We start from the raw sequence: 21,252 nt of genomic DNA, 5'->3' as shown, positions 1-21,252 counted from the left end.
CCTGTATCTATGCGTTGCGGCTTAGCGGGAGGCCGTGGCCGGCGCGCTGCCGGCCGGGGCCGCGATCTCGCTCTTCGGCGCGGTCCAGGGCACGGGTTTCACCGGGGCGCCTGGCGGCATCATCTGGAGCTTCTGGAAGCCGTCGACCATCACCCGTTCACCGGCTTTCAGGCCGTCGAGCACGACCCAGTTCGCGCCTTGCCGGGAACCGATCTTCACCGGACGCCGGGCGGGCTTGTCGTCCGGGCCGATGACGGTCAGGGTGTCGCCGTTCGCGCCGCCGCGGGTCACCGCCTGCTGCGGCACCAGGATGCCGTTCGGCAGCAAGGCCTGCGACAGGCGCACGCGCACGTACTGGCCCGGCAGCAGGGCGTTGTCGTGGTTCGCCACTTCGGCGCGCAGGTTGACCTGGCCGGTGGCCGGATCGACCGTCACGTCCGAGAACAGCAGGCGGCCCTTGGCCGGCAGTTCGCTGCCGTCGTCGAGCAGGACGGTGACCGGCGTGCTGCCGCTCGGGCCGCCGGACTGCTTGCGCAGGCGCTGCAGTTCGGTGGCGGACTGGGTAATATTCAGGAACATCCTGTCGGTCTGCTGGATGAGGGCGAGCTGGGTGGCTTCCGTGGCCGAAACGAGGGCTCCTTCGGTCACCAGGGCGCGTCCGATGCGCCCGGAGATCGGCGCGTTCACGTTCGCGTAGCCGGCGCTGATCCGGGCAATGCGCACCTGGGCGCGGGCGGAGGCGACGTCGGCCTCGGCCTGCTTCTGGGCGGCGACGGCGTTCGCGTACTCCTGCTTGCTGATGGCACTGGCTTCGACGAGCGGCTTGTAGCGTGCGGCGGTGGCGGACGCCTGGGTCAGGTTCGCCTGCGCGCGCCCGAGCGCGGCCTGGGCGGCGCTGACCTGGGCCTGGTAGGGTTCCGGGTCGATCTGGTACAGCGACTGGCCCTGCTTGACCAGGCTGCCCTCGGTGAAGTTGCGCTTGAGGACGACGCCGTTGACGCGGGCGCGCACCTGGGCCACGCGCACCGGCTCGGCGCGCGCCGGCAATTCGGTCTGCAGGGCGACAGGCTGGGTGGTGGCGGTGATCACGCCGACTTCGGGCGGCGGCATCTTGCCGCCGGCGCCCGGACCGGCCTGGGCGGCGTCTTTCTTGCCGCAGGCCGACAGCAGGGCCACGGCCATCAAGGTGCAGGCGGCGATCCGGCGCGGCGACAAGGAAGGGGGCAGGGGGGAGGAGTGGGCAGGGCGCATGACGTGCTTCCTTCTGATGTTCTGGAAACGGTGCGACCGCACTCAGGTATCCTCTCGGTCCTGAGCACGATTGCACCATTGATATTTGCAAGATTTTTTATATACTATCACGAGTGTATGTTTAACGTGCAGGACTGCCAAAAACCGGAGAAGACATGGCCCGCAGGACAAAAGAAGACGCAGCGGCCACACGCGACAGCATCCTTGATGCTGCAGAGAAGTTGTTTGTCGAGCAAGGGGTGTCGCGAACGACCTTGCAGCATATCGCAAGCGCAGCGGGGGTGACGCGCGGTGCGATCTATTGGCATTTCGACGACAAGGGGGCCTTGTTCAACGCCATGATGGAACGGGTCACGCTGCCCTTCGAGTGCGCGCTGAGCAGTTTGGGCAATGCCAACGCCGATACCGGCCTGGACGATGTACGCCGGTTTTTCGTTGAAATCTTCCGCGTGACGGAAACGAACCCGCAAGCCCGCCGCGTGCTCGAGATCGCGTCGCTGAAGGTCGAGTTCGTCAGCGAGATGGACGCCGTGCGCGTGCGCCGCCGCCAGAGCAAGGCGGACTTGACGGCCCAGGTGGTGGAACGCTTGCGGCTGGCCCAGGAGGGCGGCCAGATCAGGCCGGACGTCGATCCGCAGCTGCTGGCGATCGGCTTGTGGTCGCTGATGGATGGCTTGATCCGCAACTGGATGTTCGAGCCGACCTCGTTCAGCCTGGTCGGGCTGGGGGACAAGATGATGGCGACCATGCTGGAAGGCATTCGGACGCGCTGAGGCCGGCCCCGGCCGCGCCGGCGCCTGCCTGCCGCGCCGCTACACGGACAACGAAGAACAACGCCGGCATCTGCCGGCGTCCTGCTGTCATCCGTAAGAACCGATCAACGCATCTCTTCGATCATCTTCTTCAGCTTTGCCGAATCGGCCACGAACGCGCGAATTCCCTCGGCCAGCTTCTCGGTCGCCATCGCGTCGTCGTTGAGCATGAAGCGGAAGCTCTTCTCGTCGACCGCGATCTTTTCGATCGCCGCGTCGGCGCCGGCGCCGAGCTTGCGCTCGATCGGCGCATCGCTGTCGGCCAGCTTTTGCAGCAAGTCCGGCGAAATGGTCAGCAGGTCGCAACCGGCCAGTTCCAGGATTTGCGAAGTATTGCGGAAGCTCGCGCCCATGACTTCAGTGGTATGGCCGAAGGTGCGGTAGTACTGGTAAATCCGCTTGACCGACTGCACGCCCGGATCGTCCGCACCCTGGTAGTCGAGACCGGTCGATTTCTTGTACCAGTCGTAGATGCGGCCGACGAACGGGGAAATGAGCTGCACGCCCGCTTCGGCGCAGGCGACGGCCTGGCACAGCGAGAACAGCAGGGTCAGGTTGCAATGGATGCCTTCCTGTTCCAGGATCTCGGCGGCGCGGATGCCTTCCCAGGTCGAGGCGATCTTGATCAGCACACGCTCGCGCGGCACGCCGGCCGCTTCGTACAGCGCGATCAGCTCGCGGCCCTTGGCCACCGTTGCCTCGGTATCGAAGGACAGCGCCGCATCGATCTCGGTCGACACGCGGCCCGGCACGAATTTCAGGATCTCGACGCCGAAGGCGATGAGCAGGCGGTCGACGATCTCATCGAGCGAGCCGCCATGCGAATCCGCCACCGCTTTTTGCAGCAGTGGCAGGTATTCCGGCTTCTGCACCGCTTTCAGGATCAGCGAGGGATTGGTCGTCGCATCCTGCGGCGCATACGCCTTGATCGACTGGAAATCGCCGGTATCGGCAACGACGGTGGTGTATTGCTTGAGCTGGTCGAGTTGATTCATATAATTTGCCTAAATTGTAATATTGCCAAATATTATTTGCATCGAAGTTCAGCAATCGGTCGCGTCGATGAACGCTGCCAGCATCGCCTCGAGTCCGGCCCGGTCCGCTTCCGAAAAGCGGTCGCGTTGTGGACTATCGATGTCGAACACCCCCACCAGCTTCCCATCCTTGATCACTGGCAGCACGATCTCCGAGGCGGACGCCGAATCGCAAGCGATATGTCCCGGGAACGCATGCACATCCGGCACCACGATCGTCTTGCGCTGGACGGCGCTCGTGCCGCATACGCCGCGTCCGAACGGAATGCGCGCGCATGCCGGCTTGCCCTGGAAAGGCCCGACCAGCAAATCCTGGCCTTCGCCTTTTTTCGACGGTACGGCGAGGTAGAAACCGGCCCAGTTCAGGTCGGCGAGGGTGTCGTACACGAGTGCCGAAAACTGCGCCGCGTTCGCGGTGAGATTGCGTTCGCCTTCGAGGACGCTGGCGACCTGGCGTACCAGCAGGTCGTAATCGGGACGGGTGCTGCGTTCTGGATTGATGTGCATGGGCGCGGTGGCTGAAGCTGGACGAAAACCCTATTTTACAGCCAGCGCCGCCGCACCTGTGCAACTGCTGGGGTCACAACTGCTGGGGTCACGTCTGACATTTGAACACGACCTCTGCAGTAGCGAAAACCGGCTTGACCACACCGAATGCCAAACCGGCCCCCTGTCTTCAATGCTAAGGTAGCCGTTTCCATCACACGAGGGTGATCATGTTCAAGAAACTGGCGGCGGAAGCACTGGGCATCAGCGATATCGGCGTCATCGTCGGGCCTGCGGATTACAGCAAGGTCGACGCGGACGATTACCTGTTCGGCGAAGACGGCGAACAGATTTTCTTCCTCATCAAGAGCAAGAAGGACGAATACTGCTTCACCAACCTCGCGCTGATCCATGTGGACGGCGACTCGGCCGTGTCGCCGAAGCGCTCGATCAAGCGCTACGACTATGCGTCGCACCAGGTATCCAGCGTCAGCATCGAAACGGCCGGCACGCTCGATATGGACATCGAACTGAAGTTCAAGCTCGACAACACGCCATTCTCGATCGACGTCAGGAAGACCTTCATCGAGCAGGTCAAGGACATCTACAAGGCCCTGATCTCGATCGGCAAGCAGCAGGGGCGCGATACGGTCTGCCGCGACAATGCCCTGCGTACGCTCGACGCCACCGCCTCCGTGCACAAGCTCAATATCGCCCCGGGTGCGGGCAGTCTCGTCAGCCAATACGGTGAACTGCTGGCAGCCTTGAATACCGCCATGCTCGACACCCATACCAAGCGCGATTTCAGCGACGTGTTCGCCAAGTACATTCACAACTGAAGCGTCGATACGCTCGCCGTGGCGCCATTCAACTAACTGGCGTCACGGCGAGCAGTTCGAAATGCAGGGTGACGAATTCGACATCGTCATGCAGATCGAGATGCGGCAGGCAGCCGATATGCACTTCCCTGAATTCCTCCGCGCTCGAGAACATCTCGCCGCGCCAGACGTCTTCCGGAATGGCGCCAAAACGGATCACGCGCACTTCAAGCGCGCGGATCGTGCAGCGCGGGCGCCCCTTCCGGTCGTGGACGTCGATGATGTCGCCGGCGACGTAGCCGCCGTCGCCAAGCTCGCCATACCCCTTGTGATAGTCCTCGACCGTGTCGGCGGTAACGGTCTTGTGCCCGGCGATCACTGCGCGCACGAGGCTATCATCGTTCTCGTCGACGCCGTAAAAGGTCAGCTTTTTATGGCGCTTCATGGGGCAACGCCGGCAGTATCCGAGACAGCCCGTTCCAGGTCGTCCAGCGAAGCCGGCTTGGTCAGATGCAGGTCGAAGCCCGCCGCGTCGGCGCGTTCCACGTCCGCCTTCTGGCCGTAGCCGGTCAGCGCCACCAGCCGCGGCGAGGCGCCGGTGCGCAGGATGGCGGCGGCCAGCGCATAACCATCCATGTCGGGCAGGCCGATGTCGAGGATCGCCACCGACGGCTGGAAGCGCGCGAAGGCCTCGAGCGCGGCCGCGGCGCTGTGGGCGACGCGTACCTCGTGGCCGAAGTGTTCCAGCACCAGTGCCGTCGTCGCGGCAGCGTCGATGTTGTCGTCGACGATCAAGACCCGCTTGCCCGCGCCGTGCAGGGGCGCCGCGGGCAGCGGCAGCGGCGCCTGCGCCGCGGCCAGCGGCAGTTCGACGACGAAGCGGCTGCCGCTGCCATGTCCCGCGCTGTGGGCAGAGACGCGCCCGCCGTGCAGTTCGACGATCTTGCGCACGATGGCCAGGCCCAGGCCCAGGCCGCCCGTGCTGCGCGCCACTTGCTGCGGCGCCTGGTAGAACGGTTCGAACACGCGCGCCAGCAGTTCCGGGTCCATGCCGATGCCGCCGTCGGCGACTTCGAGGCGCGCCGTAGTGGCGTCCGCCGTCAAGCTGACGCGGGTGGCGCCGTCGCCGAAGCGCTCGGCGTTCGAGAGCAGGTTGTTGAGCACCTGGGCCAGGCGGCTTTCGTCGCCCTCCACCCAGACCGCCGCGGGCGCCGTCAGGGCGATCGGCGCGCCGGGACGGCTGGCCGTGGCATGGCGCACTACGTCGGCCAGGTTCAAGGCGCGCAGCTCGAGCTGCATCTTGCCGGAAGTGATGCGCGAGACGTCGAGCAGGTCGTCGACCAGGCGTTTTAGATGATTTACCTGGCGCCGCATGATGGTGCGTTCGCGCAGGCTGGCGCCGTCGGCGCGCAAGTCCATCAGGTCGAGCGAGGCCACGATCGGGCTCAGGGGGTTGCGCAGCTCGTGGCCGAGCACGGCGAGGAATTCGTCCTTCACCAGGCTGGCGTTGCGGCTCGCGGCCAGCGCTTCTTCCAGCGAGGCGAGCAGGCGCGAGCGTTCCTGTTCGTTGGCGGCGTGCTGGCTGGCGGCCGCCGCCAGGGCTCCGCCCATCAGGTCGAGCTCGCGCACGCGCGACGGCGCCACCTGCACCGTGTCGCCCGCGCCGAGCGCAGCCGCCCCGCGCTGCAAATTGGCGAAACTGCGCGCGATGCGGTTCGACAGCAGCGATGCCAGGCCGATGCAGGCCAGCAGCGACGCCCCCAGGCCCCAGGCATATTGCGCGATCCCTTTGAGCGATGCGGCGCCGATCGCCGGTTTCGGCACGCCGACGACCACCGTCCAGCCATAGCGCGAAACGCGCGTGAAGACGCTCACCAGCCGGTCGCCTTCGAGGTTGACGGTGTCGCCCACGCCTTCCGGCACCGGGCCGCGAATGAGCCGGGCCAGCGACGGGCCGGGCGGGCCGGCGACGCGCTCGTCGTGGTTCTTCGAGCGCGCCACGATCGAACCGACGCTGTCGATGATGTTGATGACCGAATCTTCCGGCACCCGCTGGCGCTTGAGGACGGCACGGATGCGGTCGGGCTTGATGACGGCGGTCAGCGCGTACAGGCGCCCGGCCTCGTCGCGGATTGGTACGCGCACCGGAAACGCCACCTTCCCGTGCTGCCCGCGCGCCACGCGGCCGACCAGCGGCCGCTGCACGGCCAGCAGCTGGCGCAGGCTTTCCGGATCGGTGATGTGCCCGGCCGGCGCGTCGAATGGCGAGGAGGTGCGGAACAGGACCTTGCCGGTGGCGTCGGTCAGGACGATCGCCAGCCATTCCGGCTGGGCCGCCACCTGCTCGCGCGCGATGGCGTAGAACGCGCGCAGGTCACCCGCGCCCATTGCCGGCGCACGCGCCAGGCTGGCGAGCGTGGCGATCGCCCCGTCGAGCTCCGCGTCGACGGCGCTCGACAGCGCGCGCGCCTGGTCGAGCATGGCCCGGTCCTGTTCGCGCTGCTGGTACTGGCTCGCCGTATGCAACGACCATAGCCCCAGCAAGGCGAGGGGCAGCAGGCCGATCGCGCTGAGCAGGATGAGCAGTCGACGCAGCGAGAGCGTCAAACCGGTGGACGACCGCATGGGATGGGTTTTTTAACAAAAAGGCATTATATGTTGAAACGACGCGCCGGCCTGCCATATTGGCGAGCCTGTTCTCTTCACCGATCGAGCGCGCGATGGCGAAAACCATCCGCGTTGCCGGCGCAGGCCGGCGACGGCCCTCGACGTGCGCCATCGCCATGCGCCTCCAGGGCGGCGCGCGATGCGTTCGCGATCGGGCTGCCGGAAGAAGTGCAGGTCGGGCGTTGGCAGCTCGACCGGACGAGGCACGGATCGAAGGTCCGGCGAACTGCATGTCGCTGGCATGGTTGGCCGCCTGCCCGTCACGCCGACCTGTCTCCGCCAGCGGTCGTACGAAAGCGCGCGCGAAACGCGTTCGGCGCGGTATCGATATGTTTTTTGAAAGCGACACGCATCGCTTCGGCCGATGCAAAACCGCAGCGCGCGGCCACGCGCTGCAACGGCAGGTCGCTGCCGGTCAGCAGCCGGCGCGCCGCATCGACCCGCAGGCGTTCGACATATTTTCCGGGCGCGATCTGCATTGTTTCGGCAAAGCGCCGCGCAAAATTACGCGGACTCATTGCCATCCGGTCCGCCAGGATCGGCACCGACAGGTCGCCTGCCAGGTTGTCGGCCATCCACCCGGCCAATACGGAGAACCGGTCCGGGTCGGGCGCCGCTGCCTCGGCGGCAAGCTGGGCACTGAACTGGGCCTGGCCGCCCGGGCGCTTCAGGAAGACGACCAGGCCTTGCGCCACTTGCAAGGCCAGCTTGCGGCCCAGGTCCGCCTCGACCAGCGCCAGTGCGTAGTCGATTCCGGCCGAGATGCCGGCCGAGCTGTGGCAGCGCCCGTCGTTGACGAAAAGCGCGTGCCGGTCGAGTTCGACGTTGGGGAAGAGGCCTGCAAACTCGTCGAAGTGGGCCCAGTGCGTGGTGGCCCTGGCTTTGTCGAGCAGACCGGTCGCCGCCAGCGGGAAGGCGCCGGTGCAGATCGAGCCGACCCGGCCCGCGCGGCAGCACAAGGCCGTCAATGCGGCAACCAGGCCGGTATCGCGGATCGCCATCCTGGCGCCGGCGCCGCCGGCCAGCAGCAGCGTGTCAGCACGCAGGTCCGGGTCGTACAGGGAATGGGTAGCGATCAGCGCGACGCCGGACGTGGTCGGCACCGGGCCGGCCTGGGGCCCTGCCAGGACAAGTTCGTAAGGAGCGCAAGTGCCCGCCGCCTGTGCGGCTCCATTGGCCATGCTGAATACGTCGAGCGGACCGCTGACGTCCAGCAGTTGGGCCGGGGGAAAGGCAACGATGACAATGCGATGCATGGATGACGTGGATGGCATGGCTAGAAAACCGCAAACAGGTTCGTCGCATGGGAACTGCGCGTGTTCATTATAGAGGCCGCCTTCGACGCGCCGCCGCGGGCCGGCCCGGCTATTTGGCAGAAAAGCAGCGAAGCTTGTCTGTCCCGCCACGCACGCCTGTCGATAATGGGGACATCAACCACCAGACCTTTGGCCGAACCATGCTCTTATCCTTACGCGCCCGCATACTGCTCATCTCCATGGCCATCGGTCTGTCGTTCGCATCTGCACGGGCCGCCGCCGGCGAGCCCGCGACGCGACCGGCGCTGTCGCGCGAGGAGACCATTGCTGCGTACGAGGCGCGCTTCGGACGCGCCCGGCCGGTCGTTGCGGTCATCGGCGAAAACAGCGGAACGGAACTGACCGACTACGTCATCCCTTACAGCCTGCTGGCGCAATCGGGCAGAGCGGACGTCGTCGCCCTGGCCATTGCGCCCGGCGCCGTCGTCATGCAGCCCACGTCGCTCCGGCTCGTGCCGCAGGCCACGGCCGATCGGTTCGACGCGGACTATCCGCAAGGGGCCGACTACGTGATCGTGCCGGCCGTCGTCAGGAAGGACAATCCCCGCCTGCTCGCGTGGATCAGGGAGCAGCGCGACAAAGGCGCGACGCTGGTCAGCATCTGCGACGGCGCGCTGGTACTGGCCGCTGCAGGCGTGCTCGAAGGCCGCCGCGCCACCGCGCACTGGTTCACCGCCAAGCTGCGCCAGGCGCAATACCCCCGTACCGAGTGGGTCGGGAACACCCGCTATGTCGTCGATGCCGGCATCGTCTCGAGCGCCGGCATCAGCGCGGCGATTCCCACGGCGCTGCGTCTGGTCGAAGCCATCGCCGGGCATGCCGTGGCCAAGGAACTGGGCGCCCGGTATGGCGTGCGCGAATGGGGCACGGCGCATAACAGCGACGCCTTCGTCCCACGCTTTGGCGTCAACCTGATGCCCTATGCCGTCACCAAATACCTCAACCGTTGGTTTTTCAGGACCGAAGCGATCGGCGTGCCGCTGAGTGCCGGGGTGGACGATGTGATGCTGGCGCTTACCATGGACGCCTACACGCGCACGGGACGCAGCAGGGCGTACGCGCTGTCGGACGGTACGGCGCCGGTATCGACGCGCAGTGGATTGGCGTTCCTGCCCGATATCGTGATACCAGGGGGGCAAGCGCCGGCGCGCGTCGTCGCGCCCCTGACGCCAGCGCCCGGCGCGCAGGTATTCGACGGCATTCTGGGCGACATCGCGGCCCTGTATGGAACGAGGACCGCGACCGGAGTGGCTTACGACTTCGAGTACGCATGGAATTGAGTGCGGGGTTGCGAGGGCGAGGCGGCAGGCTACTTCGCCGCGTGCCGCACTGTCCATGTTGACCTGCCCGGCCGCAAGTTCCGTCGCCGATGAAAGCTATGAAGCTATGAAGCTGGGAAGCTGGGGTCAGGTCTGACATCAGAACACGGCCTCTGCCGTTGCGTCTGGCGCTGCGCAGTACCGCGCGGTTAAAACGCGATGCAAAAGCGCGTTTTCCTGGCGGTATAGTTGAGGCCGTGTTCGATTGTCAGACCTGACCCCAGCTCTTGACCCCAGCTCTCCAGCTGTTGGCGTAATCTGCTGTTGCTGCCAAACGAGATAAATAGTTAGGTCGGTTGCGATCAGCCGATGAAGGAGTCGAATTGCATATCGAATTCCTGCAAGGCCTTCTGCGCGTTCTGCATCTTCTTGCGGAATTCCGGCCCGCGCTGCAGCGCCAGGCCCACCGCCAGCACGTCGATCACGACCAGGTAGGCCAGGCGCGCCGAGATCGGCGTGTAGGGGTCGATGTTGAAGACGAGGTCGATCGGGATCAGCACGCTCGCCATGTCGGCCAGCGGGGTGCCGGACGGCGCCAGCACGATCACGTCGGCGCCGCCGCGGCGCGCGAGCTTCGCCGAACGCACCAGTTGCGGATTGTTGCCGCGCTGCGAGATCGCCACCACGGCGTCCCCTTCGCGCAGCAGCGCCGCCGCGATCGAGTGGATGGCCGGGTCGGCGTAGGCCACCGTCGGCACGCCGGAGCGGAAGAACTTGTGCTGGGCGTCGGCGGCGACGATGCCCGACGTGCCCTGGCCGTAGAACTCGATCTTGTTCGCGCGCGAAAGGATGTCGAGCGCCTTCTGCACCGATTCGGCGTTGAGGTTGTTGCGCAGGTCGAGCAGGGTGTTGATCGAGCGGCTGCAAATCTTATTCACCAGGTCCGCTGCGAGATCGTCCTGGGCCGGCTGCTCGTTCGCGCTCGGCAGGGCCAGCGCCAGGCCTTGCGCGAGTTTTAATTTGAACTCGTGCCAGCCGTCGTAGCCGAGCGTGCGGCAAAAACGCACCACGGTCGGCTCCGACACCTGCGCGTTCTTCGCCAGCGCCGTGATGTTCTGGCTGACCGTGGCGCTGGGCGCTTCCAGCACGGCCAGCGCCACCTTGCGCTCGGACTTCGAGAGCGAGTCGAGCTGGGTACGGATCGAGTCGAGCAGCATCGGATCAGTCTTCCGGCAGCGCTTCTTCGCGCCACTGCAAGCCGTCGCGGCCGATCAGGGCCGACGATGCGGCCGGACCCCAGGTGCCGGACGCGTACGGCACCGGCGCGGTGTCGTCCTGCTCCCAGTGGTTCAGGATCGGCTCGACCCATTCCCAGGCCGCTTCCAGTTCGTCGCCGCGCATGAACAGGGTCAGCTGGCCGCGCAGCACATCGAGCAGCAGGCGTTCGTAGGCTTCCATGCGCGGCGTCTTGAACTGCTCGCGGAAGTCGAGTTCGAGTTCGGCCTGCTTCAGGCGCATGGAATCGCCCGGCGTTTTCGCCATCAGGTTCAGCGACAGCCCTTCGTCCGGCTGCAGGCGGATCACCAGGCTGTTGGGCTGGAAGCTCGACGTCGGCTGATTGAAGATCGAATGCGGAATCTGCTTGAAACGCACCACGATCTCGGCCAGGCGGTCGGCCATGCGCTTGCCGGTGCGCAGGTAGAAAGGCACGCCGGCCCAGCGCCAGGTGTCGATCTCGGCCTTCATGGCGACAAAGGTCTCGGTCTTCGACGCTTTCGGCGCGTCCGGCTCCTCGCGGTAGCTCGGCACGGCCTGGCCGTCGACATGGCCGGCGCGGTACTGGCCGCGCACGATGTTCTGCGTGAGCGTGGTCGGCGTGAAGCGCTTCAGCGAACGCAGCACCTGCAGCTTGGCGTCGCGCACGGCGTCCGGCGCGATCGAGGTCGGCGGCTCCATCGCCACGATGCACAGCAGCTGCAGCAGGTGGTTCTGCAGCATGTCGCGCAGCGCGCCCGAGGTGTCGTAGTAGCCGAGGCGGTTGCCCACGCCGATCTTCTCGGCGATCGTGATCTGCACGTCCGAGATCCATTCGCGGCGCCAGAGCGGCTCGAACAGCACGTTCCCGAAGCGCAGCGCCAGCAGGTTCTGCACGGTCTCCTTGCCGAGGTAGTGGTCGATCCGGTAGATCTGCGATTCGGCGAAGACCTTGCCGACCTCCAGGTTGATCTGCTTGGCCGAGGCCAGGTCGCGCCCGAGCGGCTTTTCCAGCACCACGCGCGAGCCGGGGGTGGCCAGTCCGGTGGCCTTCAGGTTGTCGCAGATGCGCGCGAACAGGTGCGGCGGCGTGGCCAGGTAGTAGACGCGCGTAATCGCTTCGTCCTTGCGCAAGACCTCGGCCAGCGGGCCGAAGGTGTTCACGTCGGTCGCGTCGAGCGCGATGTAGGTGATGCGCTCGAGGAAACGCCGCCACTTGCCTTCGTCGACGCTGTCCTGGTCCTTGATGTGCTGCTTAGAGTGCGTGTCGACGAAGTGCAGGAAGTCGTCGTGCGTGCTCTTGTCGCGTCCGACGCAGATGATGCGGGCGCTGGCCGGCAGGTCGGCGCAGACGTCGCGCGCATACATCGCCGGCAGGAGTTTGCGCATCGCGAGGTCGCCGCTACCGCCAAAGAGAACGAGATCGAAATCGGAAAGAGCCATGGTGTCAGTCGTGTCGCGTAAGGGAAAGAATACCGTCCATGTAAATTTACTACATGAATATGTACTTAGCAAGAAATTCTACTACGTAACGGACGAATCGACGGGTGTCGATGATGCCAAGCGCGGGAGGGAGACGGCGCGGGAGGGAGACGGCGTGCGCAGGGCGCCAGCGCAGGGCCCGGAAGTGCCACGCCATGGACCCCGCACCGCTTCGGTCAACGCCTGTATTCGGTCTGCACCCGCCCTGCCACATCCACCCGTATGCACAGCACCATGCCCGTCAGCGGATACTGCGCCAGCTCCGCCGCGGAACGCCCGTGGCTGGCGCTGGTGACATATAGCGTGCGCAGGTCGGCGCCGCCGAAGGTGACCGCGGTCGGACAGCGCAGCGGCAGCGCGACTTCGCGCAGCAGTGCGCCTGTCGGCGAGAGCTGCAGCAGGCGCCCGCCCTCGAACATCGCGATCCAGTAGTTGCCGTCGGCGTCGACCGCCGCGCCGTCGGGACGCCCGCCGTAGCCGGGCGAGGTTTTGTCGCTCGGGAAGGTGACGAGCCTGCGCCCGTTCGACGCGGTGCCCGTCGCGGCATCGAAATCGTAGCAGTCGATGCGGTGGCTGGTGGTGTCGGCGTGGAACATGGTGCGGCCGTCCGGGCTCCAGGCCAGGCCGTTCGAGTTCGTCATGCCGCCCGACCAGGCCAGGCGCAGCACGTCGCGCTCGAGCACGTACATCTCGGCGGCCGGCTTGTCGCGCGGCTCGTACATGGTACCGACCCAGAAGCGGCCCGCCGGGTCGACGCGGCCATCGTTGAAGCGCATGACGGCCGTGTCGTACGGGGCAGGGCAGATGTCGGTGATCTCGCCGCTGGTCGTGTTCAGGCGCACGAAGCCGGTGCGCGTGGCGACGACGAGGTTGTTGTCGCCGTCGACAGCGATCGCCGACGGTTCCGAGCCCATCTTCCAGCTCGAGAACTTGCCGCTGGCCGGGTGCACCCGGTTCACGGTCAAGCCGTCGATGTCGACCCAGTACAGGGCCGATTCCACGTCATGCCAGAGCGGGCATTCGCCCACCTGCATCGGTTGGTCGTGGAGGACGTCGATTTTCCGTTTTTTCATGGGGAGGCCAATCATACGGCGGCCTTCGCGCGCGCGATCAGGCCGTTGGTGGAACTGTCGTGCCGCGCCGGCTGCGCTTCGCCGGCCAGCTCGGCCTCGATCTTCCTGGCCAGGACCTTGCCCAGCTCGACGCCCCACTGGTCGAAGCTGTTCAGGTCCCACAGCACGCCCTGCACGAACGTCTTGTGCTCGTAGAGCGCGATCAGCGCGCCGAGCGTGCTCGGGGTCAGGTATTCCATCAGGATCGTGTTGCTCGGCCGGTTGCCGGGGAAGGTCTTATGCGGCGCCAGGCGTTCGATCTCGGCCAGGGCCAGGCCCTGTTCCTGCAGGTCGAGGCGCACTTCGTCGATCGTCTTGCCCTTCATGAAGGCTTCCGACTGGGCGAAGCAGTTCGCCAGCAGGGCCGTGTGATGGCCGTGCAGCTCGTGCGCCGGGCGCAGCGCGGCGATGAAGTCGATCGGCGTCACGTCGGTGCCCTGGTGCAGCAGCTGGAAGTAGGCATGCTGGCCGTTGGTGCCCGGCTCGCCCCAGATGGCGGGGCAGGTCGGGGTGTCGACCGGCTCGCCGTCGCGCGTGACGCGCTTGCCGTTGCTCTCCATGTCGAGCTGCTGCAGGTAGGCCGGGAAGCGGTTCAGGTCCTGGTGGTAGGGCGCGATCGAGACCGACGTGCAGCCGAGGAACTGGCGGTTCCAGAAACCGACCAGGGCCAGCAGCATCGGCATGTTTTCTTCCACGGGCGCGCCGCGGAAGTGCTGGTCCATGGCGTGGGCGCCGGCCAGGAAGTCGGAAAAATAGCCGAAGCCGACCGCCAGCGCGACCGGCAGGCCGATTGCCGACCACACCGAATAGCGTCCGCCGACCCAGTCCCAGAACGGAAACATGTTCACCGGGTCGATGCCGAAGGCCTCGATCGCCTCCACGTTGGTCGACACGGCGACGAAGTGCCTGGCCAGCGCGGTTTCCTGCGCCTGGGCCAGGAACCAGCGGCGCGCGGTCTGCGCGTTCATCATGGTCTCGGCCGTGGTGAAAGTCTTCGAGGCGATGATGAAGAGCGTGGTTTCCGGGTCCACCTTCTCGAGCACGGCATCCATGTCGTGGCCGTCGACGTTCGAAACGAAGTGCAGGGCCAGGCCCGGGTGGCTGTAGGGCCGCAGGGCCAGGCAGACCATCTTCGGGCCGAGGTCGGAGCCGCCGATGCCGATGTTGACGATGGTGCTGATCGGCTTGCCCGTGTGGCCGCGCCAGTCGCCGCTGCGCACGGCATCGGTGAAGGTTTTGACGCGCGCCAGCACGGCATGCACGTCGGCCGGCACGTCCTGGCCGTCGACGACCAGGGCCGCGTCGCGCGGGGCGCGCAGGGCGGTGTGCAGGACGGCGCGGTTTTCGGTGTTGTTGATCTTTTCGCCGGCGAACATGGCGTCGCGCCGGCTTTCGACGCCGCGCTCGCGCGCCAGGCTGGCCAGCAGTTCAAGCGTGCGCCCGTCAAGGCGGTTTTTTGAATAGTCTAGGAACAGGCCGGCGGCCTCGATCGACATGCGCTCGAAGCGTGCCGGGTCGGCCGCGAACAGCTGCCGCATCCCCCAGTCTTCGGCCTCGACGGCGTGGGTTTCGAGGGCCTGGAAAGCGGTGGTTCTGGTGAGAAACGTGGTCATGAGAGCGTACGCGATGTTGTTTTGAACAAGTTATCGAATCATACAGGAATGGCGCGTAAATTCACTACATGGTCGTTCCGGGCACCGCCTGGCAGGCGCCGGAGGTGCTGCGTTTGATCGGCGCCTCACCCGCGTCGACGCAAGAGTCGGCACCCCTGTTTCCCGGCGCTTGACGTGCGTGGACGAGCATGTCCGCAGCTGGTCCCGGGGTGCTGTGGACGGTGCATCGGACGAAGTTCACGCGCCATCACCGTCCGGGTGCCGCAAAATCTTCGCCGCACACAATTCCATTCCCGTTTTGTAGTAAAATTTCAGAAAACAATTTCGAAGGAACGATCATGGCGCTGCATCCCGTAGTTGAACAGGTAACGAACCGGATCATCGAGCGCAGCCGCGCCTCGCGCGCGGCCTACCTCGCGCACCTGGAAGCGGCCAGGATAGGGGGCGTGCAGCGTAGCGCGCTGTCGTGCACCAACCTGGCCCATGGTTTCGCCGCCTTTCCCGCCAACGACAAGCTGAAGCTGCGCGAAACCAAGAAGCCATCCGTGGCGATCGTCTCGTCCTACAACGACATGCTGTCGGCGCACCAGCCGTTCGAATATTTTCCCGCCCTGATCAAGGAGGCCGTGCGCGACACCGGCGCCGTGGCCCAGTTCGCGGGCGGCGTGCCGGCCATGTGCGACGGCGTCACGCAAGGCCAGCCGGGCATGGAACTGTCCCTGTTCTCGCGCGACACCATCGCCATGTCGACCGCCGTGGCGCTGTCGCACAACATGTTCGACGCCGCCCTGTACCTGGGCATCTGCGACAAGATCGTGCCGGGCCTGCTCATCGGGGCACTGCACTTCGGCCACATCCCGGCCGTGTTCGTGCCCGGCGGCCCGATGACGTCCGGCCTGTCGAACAAGGAAAAGGCGCGCGTGCGCCAGCTCTACGCGCAGGGCAAGGCCACGCGCGAAGAACTGCTCGAGTGCGAATCGGCGTCCTACCACGGCGCCGGCACCTGCACCTTCTATGGCACCGCCAACAGCAACCAGATGCTGATGGAGATGATGGGCCTGCACTTGCCGGGCGCCGCCTTCATCACGCCGGGCACGGCGCTGCGCGATGCGCTCACGCGCGCTTCCTCGCACCAGGCGGTGGCGATTTCCCAGCAGGGCGGCAACTACATGCCGGTCGGGCATATTGTCGACGAGAAGAGCATCGTCAACGCCATCGTCGCGCTGCATGCGACCGGCGGCTCGACCAACCACACGCTGCACCTGGTCGCCATCGCGCGCGCGGCCGGCATCGTCATCGACTGGAACGACTTCGATGCGCTGTCGAAAGTGGTGCCGATGCTGACCCGCATCTACCCGAACGGCGACGCCGACGTGAACCACTTCCAGGCCGCCGGCGGCCCCGGCTTCGTGATCCGCGAACTGCTCGACGCGGGCCTGGCGCACGACGACGTCAACACCATCCTCGGCCACGGCCTGCGCAAGCACTGCAAGGAGCCTTTCCTGGGCGAAGACGGCAAGGTCGTCTTCAAGGACGTGGCGGCGCAGTCGGGCGACGAGTCGGTGCTGCGGTCGGCCTCGAACCCGTTCAGCAGCAACGGCGGCATGGTGCTGGTCAAGGGTAATCTCGGCCGCGCCGTGATGAAGGTCTCGGCCGTCAAGATCGAACACCAGACCGTCGAAGCGCCCGCGCTCACCTTCAATTCGCAGGAAGACTTCATGCACGCGTACAAGGCGGGCCACCTGAACCGCGATTTCGTGGCCGTGATCCGCTTCCAGGGTCCGCGTGCCAACGGCATGCCGGAGCTGCACGCGCTGACCCCTGCGCTGTCGAACCTGCAGGACGCCGGCCACCACGTGGCCATGGTCACCGACGGCCGCATGTCGGGTGCGTCGGGCAAGGTGCCGGCGGCGATCCACGTGTCGCCGGAAATCCTGGCCGGCGGCCCGCTGGGGCGCGTGCGCGACGGCGACATCATCCGCGTCTGCGCCGCTACCGGCACGCTGGAAGCCCTGGTCCCGAGCGAGGTCTGGGAAGCGCGCACGCAGGTGACGGCCGACATCTCGTCGTCCCACATCGGCATGGGGCGCGAGCTGTTCTCCATGTTCCGCAATTCCAGCAGCGCGGCGGAAGAGGGCGCGGCGACGTTCCCGCTGCCGTCGCCGAAGCACACCACCGTGCCCTTGCATGAGGGCGCCGACAGCGGCGACATCATGCCCGGCTCCGATGAAGACTTCCTGTTCAAGACCCCGAAGTGACTACCGAAGTGACCACTACCATGACCATGACCGTACTTGACATCATGCGCTCGGCGAGCGTGATTCCCGTAATCGCCATCGACGATCCCGCCCACGCCGTGCCGCTCGCGAAAGCGCTGGTAGCCGGCGGCATCCGCGTGCTCGAGGTAACCCTGCGCACCGCGTACGGCTTGCAGGCCATCCGCGACATGGCCCAGGTCGAAGGCGCCATCGTCGGCGTCGGCACCCTGACGCAAGGCGATGAATTCGCCGCCGCGCGCGACGCCGGCGCCGTGTTCGGCGTCTCGCCGGGCCTGACCAATGCGCTGATCGAGGCAGCGAAAAAGAGCGGCCTGCCGCTGCTGCCGGGCGTGATGACGCCGTCCGAGGTGATGGCCGCGCGCGAGGCGGGATTCAGGCAACTGAAACTGTTCCCGGCGGTGCCGGCCGGCGGCGTCGGCATGCTCAACGCGATCGCCGGCCCGCTGCCGGACGTGACCTTCTGCCCGACCGGCGGCATCTCGATCGATACCGCGCCCGCCTTCCTGGCCTGCAAGAACGTGGCCTGCGTCGGCGGCTCCTGGCTCACGCCGAAGGACGCGATCATGGCCGGCGACTGGGACCGCATCACCGAGCTGGCGCGCGCCGCCTCGGCGCTGCGCAAGTAAGTCTCGATGAGACGCCGTTGGCGCCCGCCGACGGCGGGCGGGATCGCGCTGGTAGCGCTGCTGGCTTCCTGCGGCCGGCAGCTGGCGCCGCCCGTGCCGGATCAGGGAGCCGATCCGGGCGCGTACCGCGCAAGGGCGGGTTCCGGTGCCGCGGTCTACGCAGTCGATCCGCAAGCCTCGCTGGTCGCCGTCACGGTACGCCGCGCCGGCCTGATGGCGCGGCTCGGGCACGACCACGTCGTGGCCAGCCGCACGCTGTCTGGCTTTGTCGCGCCCGACGCGGGCAGCGCCAACCTTTCTTTTCGTATCGACCAGATGACCGTCGACGAGCCGCAACTGCTGCGCGACGCGGGCATCGGCAAACAACCGTCCGCGCAAGCGGTCGAAGGCACGCGCACGAACATGCTCGGTCTGGTACTCGAGGCGCAACGCTATCCGGTGGTGACGCTGCATGCGCAGCAACAGGCCGACGGCCAGCTACGCGTCGCGGTCACCCTGCACGGCGCGACGCGATCGCTGGCGCTGCCGGCCACGGTGCGGGTCGATGCGGCCCAGGTGACAGCAAGCGGCACGGCGCGCCTGAAGCAGACGGATTTCGGCATCGTGCCGTTTTCAGTCGGGGGCGGACTGCTCTCGGTGCAGGACGAGCTGGAGGTGCGCTACCACATCGTGGCGCGGCGCCGGCGGCCGAGCGTCGATTCCCCGGACGGGTGACAGTACGCTGCACGCTTGCGCCGCACGCCTATCCGCATGTTACGCTCGGCGAATGCTGAATCGTATCTCAAACATGCTGTTGCTCTCTTGCGCCTTGTCGGTCTCGGCCGCCGCCCTGGCCGCGGCGCAGCCCGGCGTGCCCAAGTTCGAACTGGACGTGGAGCGCGTCGATGGCGCAGAAGGCGACAAGGTCTACCAGATCTCGTCGAGCGGCACGGTGAAGGCCGCCCCGGCCGTTGTCTGGCGCATTCTGACCGATTACAACCACCTGGCCGACTACCTGCCGAACCTGACCAGTACGCGCGTGGTGTCCCGTAATGGCGACACGGTAATCGTCGAACAACTGGGCACTGCCCGCTTCCTGTTCTTCAGCCGGACGATCCGCTTGCTGGTACAGGTGAACGAACGGGCGCCGGACCGGATCGACATCGGCCTGGTCGAAGGCGACCTGAAAGTCTACCGGGCCAGCTGGGAGCTCAGTCCTCTGGCCGGCGCCGCGGGCACCAGGGTGGTCTACACATCGACCATCGTACCGAAGTTCGATGTACCGGGAATCGTGGGAACCGGCGTGGTAAAAAAGGATGTTGCCAGGATGATGGCGGCAGCCTTGTTGCGACTGGATCGGCAGGACTAGTAGCAGCCATGCCCTAGACCGCCTGATACGGCTAGGAACGAACTTTTGAACTCCCCTGATCTCTACTGACCAATACGAATGAACAGTACAAAATTTCTACTTGGGGCGTGCGTGCTTGCGTTACTGGTCGTCGCTAACCTTTGGTTGCGCAACGAAGTGCGATTCGACAGTTGCCTGGACCGTGGTGGCAGGTGGGACCGAGAGCGACAGATGTGCGATGGAAGCACGGAGTAGAAGCTCGGGTAAAGTTCGGCCCTGCCGCTGGTGTGTCCGCCAGCCGTTGATAGCGTGTCGGCCCTTGGCTGGTTGACAGCGTACATGACGTTGCTTACTTCGATCCAGTTACGGTGGCGGTCGTCTTCCGATTCTCCGTTGATGCCCTCGATCTTCAGGTATGCGTCGGTCATTCTTTCCTCCGTCATAGCTTGAGCAAGCGGACGATTGTTGCCCAGCTTTACGAGGTCGGCATTGGCAGTTGTCAACGGTAGTCGTCTATAATTCCTGCAACGTCGTCAGATGGGAAATCACTTCAATATGCGTACTAGAGCGCGCCCGCTGACCAAGGGGGAAATTGCGCTGGCGTCCCTGCTGTTCCGCGATGCCATTAACTATTGGCGGGTGCGTATCCATGCGCGGCGCTACATGCCCTTGCAGCCCAAGAACTGCGCGATGACGCCGAACGGCAGCATGTACTTCCACCGTTCCTGCTTCCTTGAAGACTATGCCCAGGCATCCGTCACTAATCAGCACTGGTTCATTCATGAAATGGTGAACTTGTGGCAGTCTGCACACCAGTGCTGAAACTTTTATCCACTCTGACGGCGACCCCGAAGCGTCAACACTAGGGCTGCGAGGACTGCTGAGCCTATGAACGAGAGGCCGATGATGTTATATGCCTTGTCGAAATTCATGCCGGGGTCGAAGAAGATGATTGAAGTCCAGACAAGTGCAGCCATTACCAAGGCGATGCCGAGTGAAGTGAGCGTCTTCTTCATGCGAATGGCTCCGCAGCAGGACAATTGAAATACTGCACGGCTTTACTGCCACCTGCCCGAACAACGTCTTCCGCAAAGGAAGTGCAGTTATGCACCACAGCGCCCCATAGCCACGGCTTTTGCATCAGTTCATGCATCCTGTCGTGCGCTCCCTTAGGGTTGGGCAGCTTGAGAGGCCAGCGGCGAATTTCACGCTTGCCGTTTTCCTTCAAGTACCGCGTATAGTTACTCTCGGGCATCCATTTAGGCAATTTATACGGGCCAGCGATGTGGACATACCAACTCCAACTTTCGCCGACGTGTAGTAGCGTATGGCCGCATGCGTTGATCCCGCTCCCTGTCACAATGACGGCGCAAACGTGCTGGAAGTCGCGTACTTCCAGCGGGCAGAGAATCATTGCCGCACCCGCGTAAGGCTGGGTCATATCGTCTCCGTTAGCACACCTTGTTGGCGCTGCAATCCCAGCTACCCGAAGTATTGCCCTGCGTACCGCCCCGGATGCTCTGCTTGGTATAGGTCCGGCGTCATGCTGGCAATCATGACGTTTTGCAGTTCGATCTTAAAGTAGGGGATCGGCTTCCCGTCACCGTCAGCCCGCATGAACTCGAAAGAGGCTTTGGGAATGGTCTTCCCGGTGGCGCAGGTTTGTAACAAGACGGGGGAGGCTATGTCAGCAAGCTTGGTGAAGTTAATCGGGTACAGGTCGGCTCGCCCGGTGGTATGCCCGCCTGCGGTCGAAACTACGCCGGCTCTTGGCTGGTGGACCGCGTAGAGAACGTTATTCACTTCAATCCAGTTGCGGTGCCGTTCGTCTTCCGACTCGCCATTGATACCTGAATCGCCACGAGTTTACTAGACACTCGCGAGCCGCTGGAAATACTGCTTTTCATATTCGACCG

The 21,252-nt window shown here is 65.3% G+C and carries 21 protein-coding genes and 1 pseudogene; 8 read left to right on the top strand and 14 right to left on the bottom strand.

Annotation, left to right across the window (positions count from 1 at the left end):
* Nucleotides 1-21: 21 nt before the first annotated feature.
* A complete protein-coding gene (locus ACFPOU_RS00190) occupies nt 22-1,251 on the bottom strand; it encodes an efflux RND transporter periplasmic adaptor subunit (protein WP_379715354.1) in 1,230 nt (409 codons plus the stop codon).
* A gap of 155 nt (nt 1,252-1,406) precedes the next feature.
* On the opposite strand from ACFPOU_RS00190, the gene ACFPOU_RS00185 reads away from it, so the two are divergent.
* On the top strand, nt 1,407-2,024 hold the full coding sequence (locus ACFPOU_RS00185) for a TetR family transcriptional regulator (RefSeq protein WP_379715351.1): 618 nt from the start codon (nt 1,407-1,409) through the stop codon (nt 2,022-2,024).
* 104 nt (nt 2,025-2,128) lie between these two features.
* On the opposite strand, the gene tal is transcribed toward ACFPOU_RS00185, so the two are convergent.
* On the bottom strand, nt 2,129-3,058 hold the full coding sequence (gene tal, locus ACFPOU_RS00180) for a transaldolase (protein ID WP_379715348.1): 930 nt from the start codon (nt 3,056-3,058) through the stop codon (nt 2,129-2,131).
* Nucleotides 3,059-3,106: 48 nt separating this feature from the next.
* Nucleotides 3,107-3,604, bottom strand: coding sequence for a GAF domain-containing protein (locus ACFPOU_RS00175; RefSeq protein ID WP_379715345.1), 498 nt, complete (start codon nt 3,602-3,604; stop codon nt 3,107-3,109).
* Nucleotides 3,605-3,813: 209 nt separating this feature from the next.
* Here ACFPOU_RS00175 and ACFPOU_RS00170 point away from each other — a divergent pair, with 209 nt between their 5' ends.
* The gene (locus ACFPOU_RS00170) at nt 3,814-4,422 is read left to right on the top strand and encodes a PH domain-containing protein (RefSeq protein ID WP_379715342.1); all 609 of its coding nucleotides are present in this window, start codon (nt 3,814-3,816) and stop codon (nt 4,420-4,422) included.
* A gap of 28 nt (nt 4,423-4,450) precedes the next feature.
* Here ACFPOU_RS00170 and ACFPOU_RS00165 read toward each other — a convergent pair whose 3' ends face one another.
* The 3 genes from ACFPOU_RS00165 to ACFPOU_RS00155 all read right to left on the bottom strand — a co-directional run bounded on the left by ACFPOU_RS00165 (nt 4,451) and on the right by ACFPOU_RS00155 (nt 8,324).
* On the bottom strand, nt 4,451-4,846 hold the full coding sequence (locus tag ACFPOU_RS00165) for an ASCH domain-containing protein (protein ID WP_379715339.1): 396 nt from the start codon (nt 4,844-4,846) through the stop codon (nt 4,451-4,453).
* Nucleotides 4,843-7,026 carry a hybrid sensor histidine kinase/response regulator gene (locus tag ACFPOU_RS00160; protein ID WP_379715336.1) on the bottom strand — a complete coding sequence of 728 codons (2,184 nt, stop codon included), beginning with the start codon at nt 7,024-7,026 and terminating at the stop codon, nt 4,843-4,845. The genes ACFPOU_RS00165 and ACFPOU_RS00160 overlap by 4 nt, the downstream gene beginning before the upstream one ends.
* 302 nt (nt 7,027-7,328) lie before the next feature.
* Entirely contained in the window at nt 7,329-8,324 is a 996-nt protein-coding gene (locus ACFPOU_RS00155) for a GlxA family transcriptional regulator (protein ID WP_379715333.1), read from the bottom strand.
* A 239-nt stretch (nt 8,325-8,563) separates the two neighbouring features.
* Here ACFPOU_RS00155 and ACFPOU_RS00150 point away from each other — a divergent pair, with 239 nt between their 5' ends.
* Complete coding sequence (locus ACFPOU_RS00150) at nt 8,564-9,664, top strand: DJ-1/PfpI family protein (RefSeq protein WP_379715330.1); 1,101 nt, start codon at nt 8,564-8,566, stop codon at nt 9,662-9,664.
* Nucleotides 9,665-10,005: 341 nt separating this feature from the next.
* On the opposite strand, the gene ACFPOU_RS00145 is transcribed toward ACFPOU_RS00150, so the two are convergent.
* From ACFPOU_RS00145 to pgi, 4 genes are all read right to left on the bottom strand, one after another.
* On the bottom strand, nt 10,006-10,860 hold the full coding sequence (locus ACFPOU_RS00145) for an SIS domain-containing protein (protein WP_379715327.1): 855 nt from the start codon (nt 10,858-10,860) through the stop codon (nt 10,006-10,008).
* Nucleotides 10,861-10,864: 4 nt separating this feature from the next.
* Complete coding sequence (gene zwf / locus ACFPOU_RS00140) at nt 10,865-12,340, bottom strand: glucose-6-phosphate dehydrogenase (protein ID WP_379715324.1); 1,476 nt, start codon at nt 12,338-12,340, stop codon at nt 10,865-10,867.
* A gap of 215 nt (nt 12,341-12,555) precedes the next feature.
* Nucleotides 12,556-13,452: an SMP-30/gluconolactonase/LRE family protein gene (locus tag ACFPOU_RS00135; protein WP_379715321.1), complete on the bottom strand. Its 897-nt coding sequence runs from the start codon at nt 13,450-13,452 to the stop codon at nt 12,556-12,558.
* A gap of 11 nt (nt 13,453-13,463) precedes the next feature.
* Nucleotides 13,464-15,104 carry a glucose-6-phosphate isomerase gene (gene pgi, locus ACFPOU_RS00130; RefSeq protein WP_379715318.1) on the bottom strand — a complete coding sequence of 547 codons (1,641 nt, stop codon included), beginning with the start codon at nt 15,102-15,104 and terminating at the stop codon, nt 13,464-13,466.
* Nucleotides 15,105-15,442: 338 nt separating this feature from the next.
* Here pgi and edd point away from each other — a divergent pair, with 338 nt between their 5' ends.
* From edd to ACFPOU_RS00110, 4 genes are all read left to right on the top strand, one after another.
* Nucleotides 15,443-17,362, top strand: a complete 1,920-nt coding sequence (gene edd / locus ACFPOU_RS00125; protein ID WP_379715315.1) for a phosphogluconate dehydratase — start codon at nt 15,443-15,445, stop codon at nt 17,360-17,362.
* Nucleotides 17,363-17,382: 20 nt separating this feature from the next.
* Entirely contained in the window at nt 17,383-18,009 is a 627-nt protein-coding gene (eda, locus tag ACFPOU_RS00120) for a bifunctional 4-hydroxy-2-oxoglutarate aldolase/2-dehydro-3-deoxy-phosphogluconate aldolase (protein WP_379715312.1), read from the top strand.
* A gap of 6 nt (nt 18,010-18,015) precedes the next feature.
* The gene (locus tag ACFPOU_RS00115) at nt 18,016-18,723 is read left to right on the top strand and encodes a YceI family protein (RefSeq protein WP_379715309.1); all 708 of its coding nucleotides are present in this window, start codon (nt 18,016-18,018) and stop codon (nt 18,721-18,723) included.
* A 73-nt stretch (nt 18,724-18,796) separates the two neighbouring features.
* Nucleotides 18,797-19,357: an SRPBCC family protein gene (locus ACFPOU_RS00110; protein ID WP_379715306.1), complete on the top strand. Its 561-nt coding sequence runs from the start codon at nt 18,797-18,799 to the stop codon at nt 19,355-19,357.
* A gap of 62 nt (nt 19,358-19,419) precedes the next feature.
* On the opposite strand, the gene ACFPOU_RS00105 is transcribed toward ACFPOU_RS00110, so the two are convergent.
* Complete coding sequence (locus tag ACFPOU_RS00105; protein ID WP_379715303.1) at nt 19,420-19,764, bottom strand: type VI secretion system tube protein Hcp; 345 nt, start codon at nt 19,762-19,764, stop codon at nt 19,420-19,422.
* Nucleotides 19,765-19,873: 109 nt separating this feature from the next.
* Between ACFPOU_RS00105 and ACFPOU_RS00100 the strand changes: the two genes are divergently transcribed.
* Nucleotides 19,874-20,158, top strand: coding sequence for a hypothetical protein (locus ACFPOU_RS00100; protein WP_379715300.1), 285 nt, complete (start codon nt 19,874-19,876; stop codon nt 20,156-20,158).
* A 5-nt stretch (nt 20,159-20,163) separates the two neighbouring features.
* Here ACFPOU_RS00100 and ACFPOU_RS00095 read toward each other — a convergent pair whose 3' ends face one another.
* From ACFPOU_RS00095 to ACFPOU_RS00085, 3 genes and pseudogenes are all read right to left on the bottom strand, one after another.
* Entirely contained in the window at nt 20,164-20,352 is a 189-nt protein-coding gene (locus ACFPOU_RS00095) for a hypothetical protein (protein WP_379715297.1), read from the bottom strand.
* The gene (locus ACFPOU_RS00090) at nt 20,349-20,777 is read right to left on the bottom strand and encodes a hypothetical protein (RefSeq protein WP_379715294.1); all 429 of its coding nucleotides are present in this window, start codon (nt 20,775-20,777) and stop codon (nt 20,349-20,351) included. The genes ACFPOU_RS00095 and ACFPOU_RS00090 overlap by 4 nt, the downstream gene beginning before the upstream one ends.
* A 10-nt stretch (nt 20,778-20,787) precedes the next feature.
* A pseudogene (locus ACFPOU_RS00085) lies at nt 20,788-21,184 on the bottom strand (Hcp family type VI secretion system effector).
* Between the last annotated feature and the right edge of the window lie 68 nt (nt 21,185-21,252).

Source organism: Massilia jejuensis, assembly GCF_042656795.1.
GTDB lineage: Bacteria > Pseudomonadota > Gammaproteobacteria > Burkholderiales > Burkholderiaceae_D > Telluria > Telluria jejuensis.
Note: the sequence above shows the minus strand (reverse complement) of the source record. Positions and strands in the feature narration are given on the sequence as shown.

Bases quoted from the DNA above. Each gene is read 5' to 3' on its own strand.
- zwf (WP_379715324.1), bottom strand. From the start codon at position 12,340: ATGGCTCTTTCCGATTTCGATCTCGTTCTCTTTGGCGGTAGCGGCGAC.
- ACFPOU_RS00190 (WP_379715354.1), bottom strand. From the start codon at position 1,251: ATGCGCCCTGCCCACTCCTCCCCCCTGCCCCCTTCCTTGTCGCCGCGC.
- pgi (WP_379715318.1), bottom strand. From the start codon at position 15,104: ATGACCACGTTTCTCACCAGAACCACCGCTTTCCAGGCCCTCGAAACC.
- ACFPOU_RS00155 (WP_379715333.1), bottom strand. From the start codon at position 8,324: ATGCATCGCATTGTCATCGTTGCCTTTCCCCCGGCCCAACTGCTGGAC.
- ACFPOU_RS00145 (WP_379715327.1), bottom strand. From the start codon at position 10,860: ATGCTGCTCGACTCGATCCGTACCCAGCTCGACTCGCTCTCGAAGTCC.
- eda (WP_379715312.1), top strand. From the start codon at position 17,383: ATGACCATGACCGTACTTGACATCATGCGCTCGGCGAGCGTGATTCCC.
- ACFPOU_RS00170 (WP_379715342.1), top strand. From the start codon at position 3,814: ATGTTCAAGAAACTGGCGGCGGAAGCACTGGGCATCAGCGATATCGGC.
- ACFPOU_RS00095 (WP_379715297.1), bottom strand. From the start codon at position 20,352: ATGAAGAAGACGCTCACTTCACTCGGCATCGCCTTGGTAATGGCTGCA.
- tal (WP_379715348.1), bottom strand. From the start codon at position 3,058: ATGAATCAACTCGACCAGCTCAAGCAATACACCACCGTCGTTGCCGAT.
- ACFPOU_RS00175 (WP_379715345.1), bottom strand. From the start codon at position 3,604: ATGCACATCAATCCAGAACGCAGCACCCGTCCCGATTACGACCTGCTG.
- ACFPOU_RS00090 (WP_379715294.1), bottom strand. From the start codon at position 20,777: ATGACCCAGCCTTACGCGGGTGCGGCAATGATTCTCTGCCCGCTGGAA.
- ACFPOU_RS00185 (WP_379715351.1), top strand. From the start codon at position 1,407: ATGGCCCGCAGGACAAAAGAAGACGCAGCGGCCACACGCGACAGCATC.
- ACFPOU_RS00160 (WP_379715336.1), bottom strand. From the start codon at position 7,026: ATGCGGTCGTCCACCGGTTTGACGCTCTCGCTGCGTCGACTGCTCATC.
- ACFPOU_RS00110 (WP_379715306.1), top strand. From the start codon at position 18,797: ATGCTGTTGCTCTCTTGCGCCTTGTCGGTCTCGGCCGCCGCCCTGGCC.
- ACFPOU_RS00150 (WP_379715330.1), top strand. From the start codon at position 8,564: ATGGCCATCGGTCTGTCGTTCGCATCTGCACGGGCCGCCGCCGGCGAG.
- ACFPOU_RS00105 (WP_379715303.1), bottom strand. From the start codon at position 19,764: ATGACCGACGCATACCTGAAGATCGAGGGCATCAACGGAGAATCGGAA.
- ACFPOU_RS00115 (WP_379715309.1), top strand. From the start codon at position 18,016: ATGAGACGCCGTTGGCGCCCGCCGACGGCGGGCGGGATCGCGCTGGTA.
- ACFPOU_RS00135 (WP_379715321.1), bottom strand. From the start codon at position 13,452: ATGAAAAAACGGAAAATCGACGTCCTCCACGACCAACCGATGCAGGTG.
- ACFPOU_RS00100 (WP_379715300.1), top strand. From the start codon at position 19,874: ATGGGAAATCACTTCAATATGCGTACTAGAGCGCGCCCGCTGACCAAG.
- ACFPOU_RS00165 (WP_379715339.1), bottom strand. From the start codon at position 4,846: ATGAAGCGCCATAAAAAGCTGACCTTTTACGGCGTCGACGAGAACGAT.
- edd (WP_379715315.1), top strand. From the start codon at position 15,443: ATGGCGCTGCATCCCGTAGTTGAACAGGTAACGAACCGGATCATCGAG.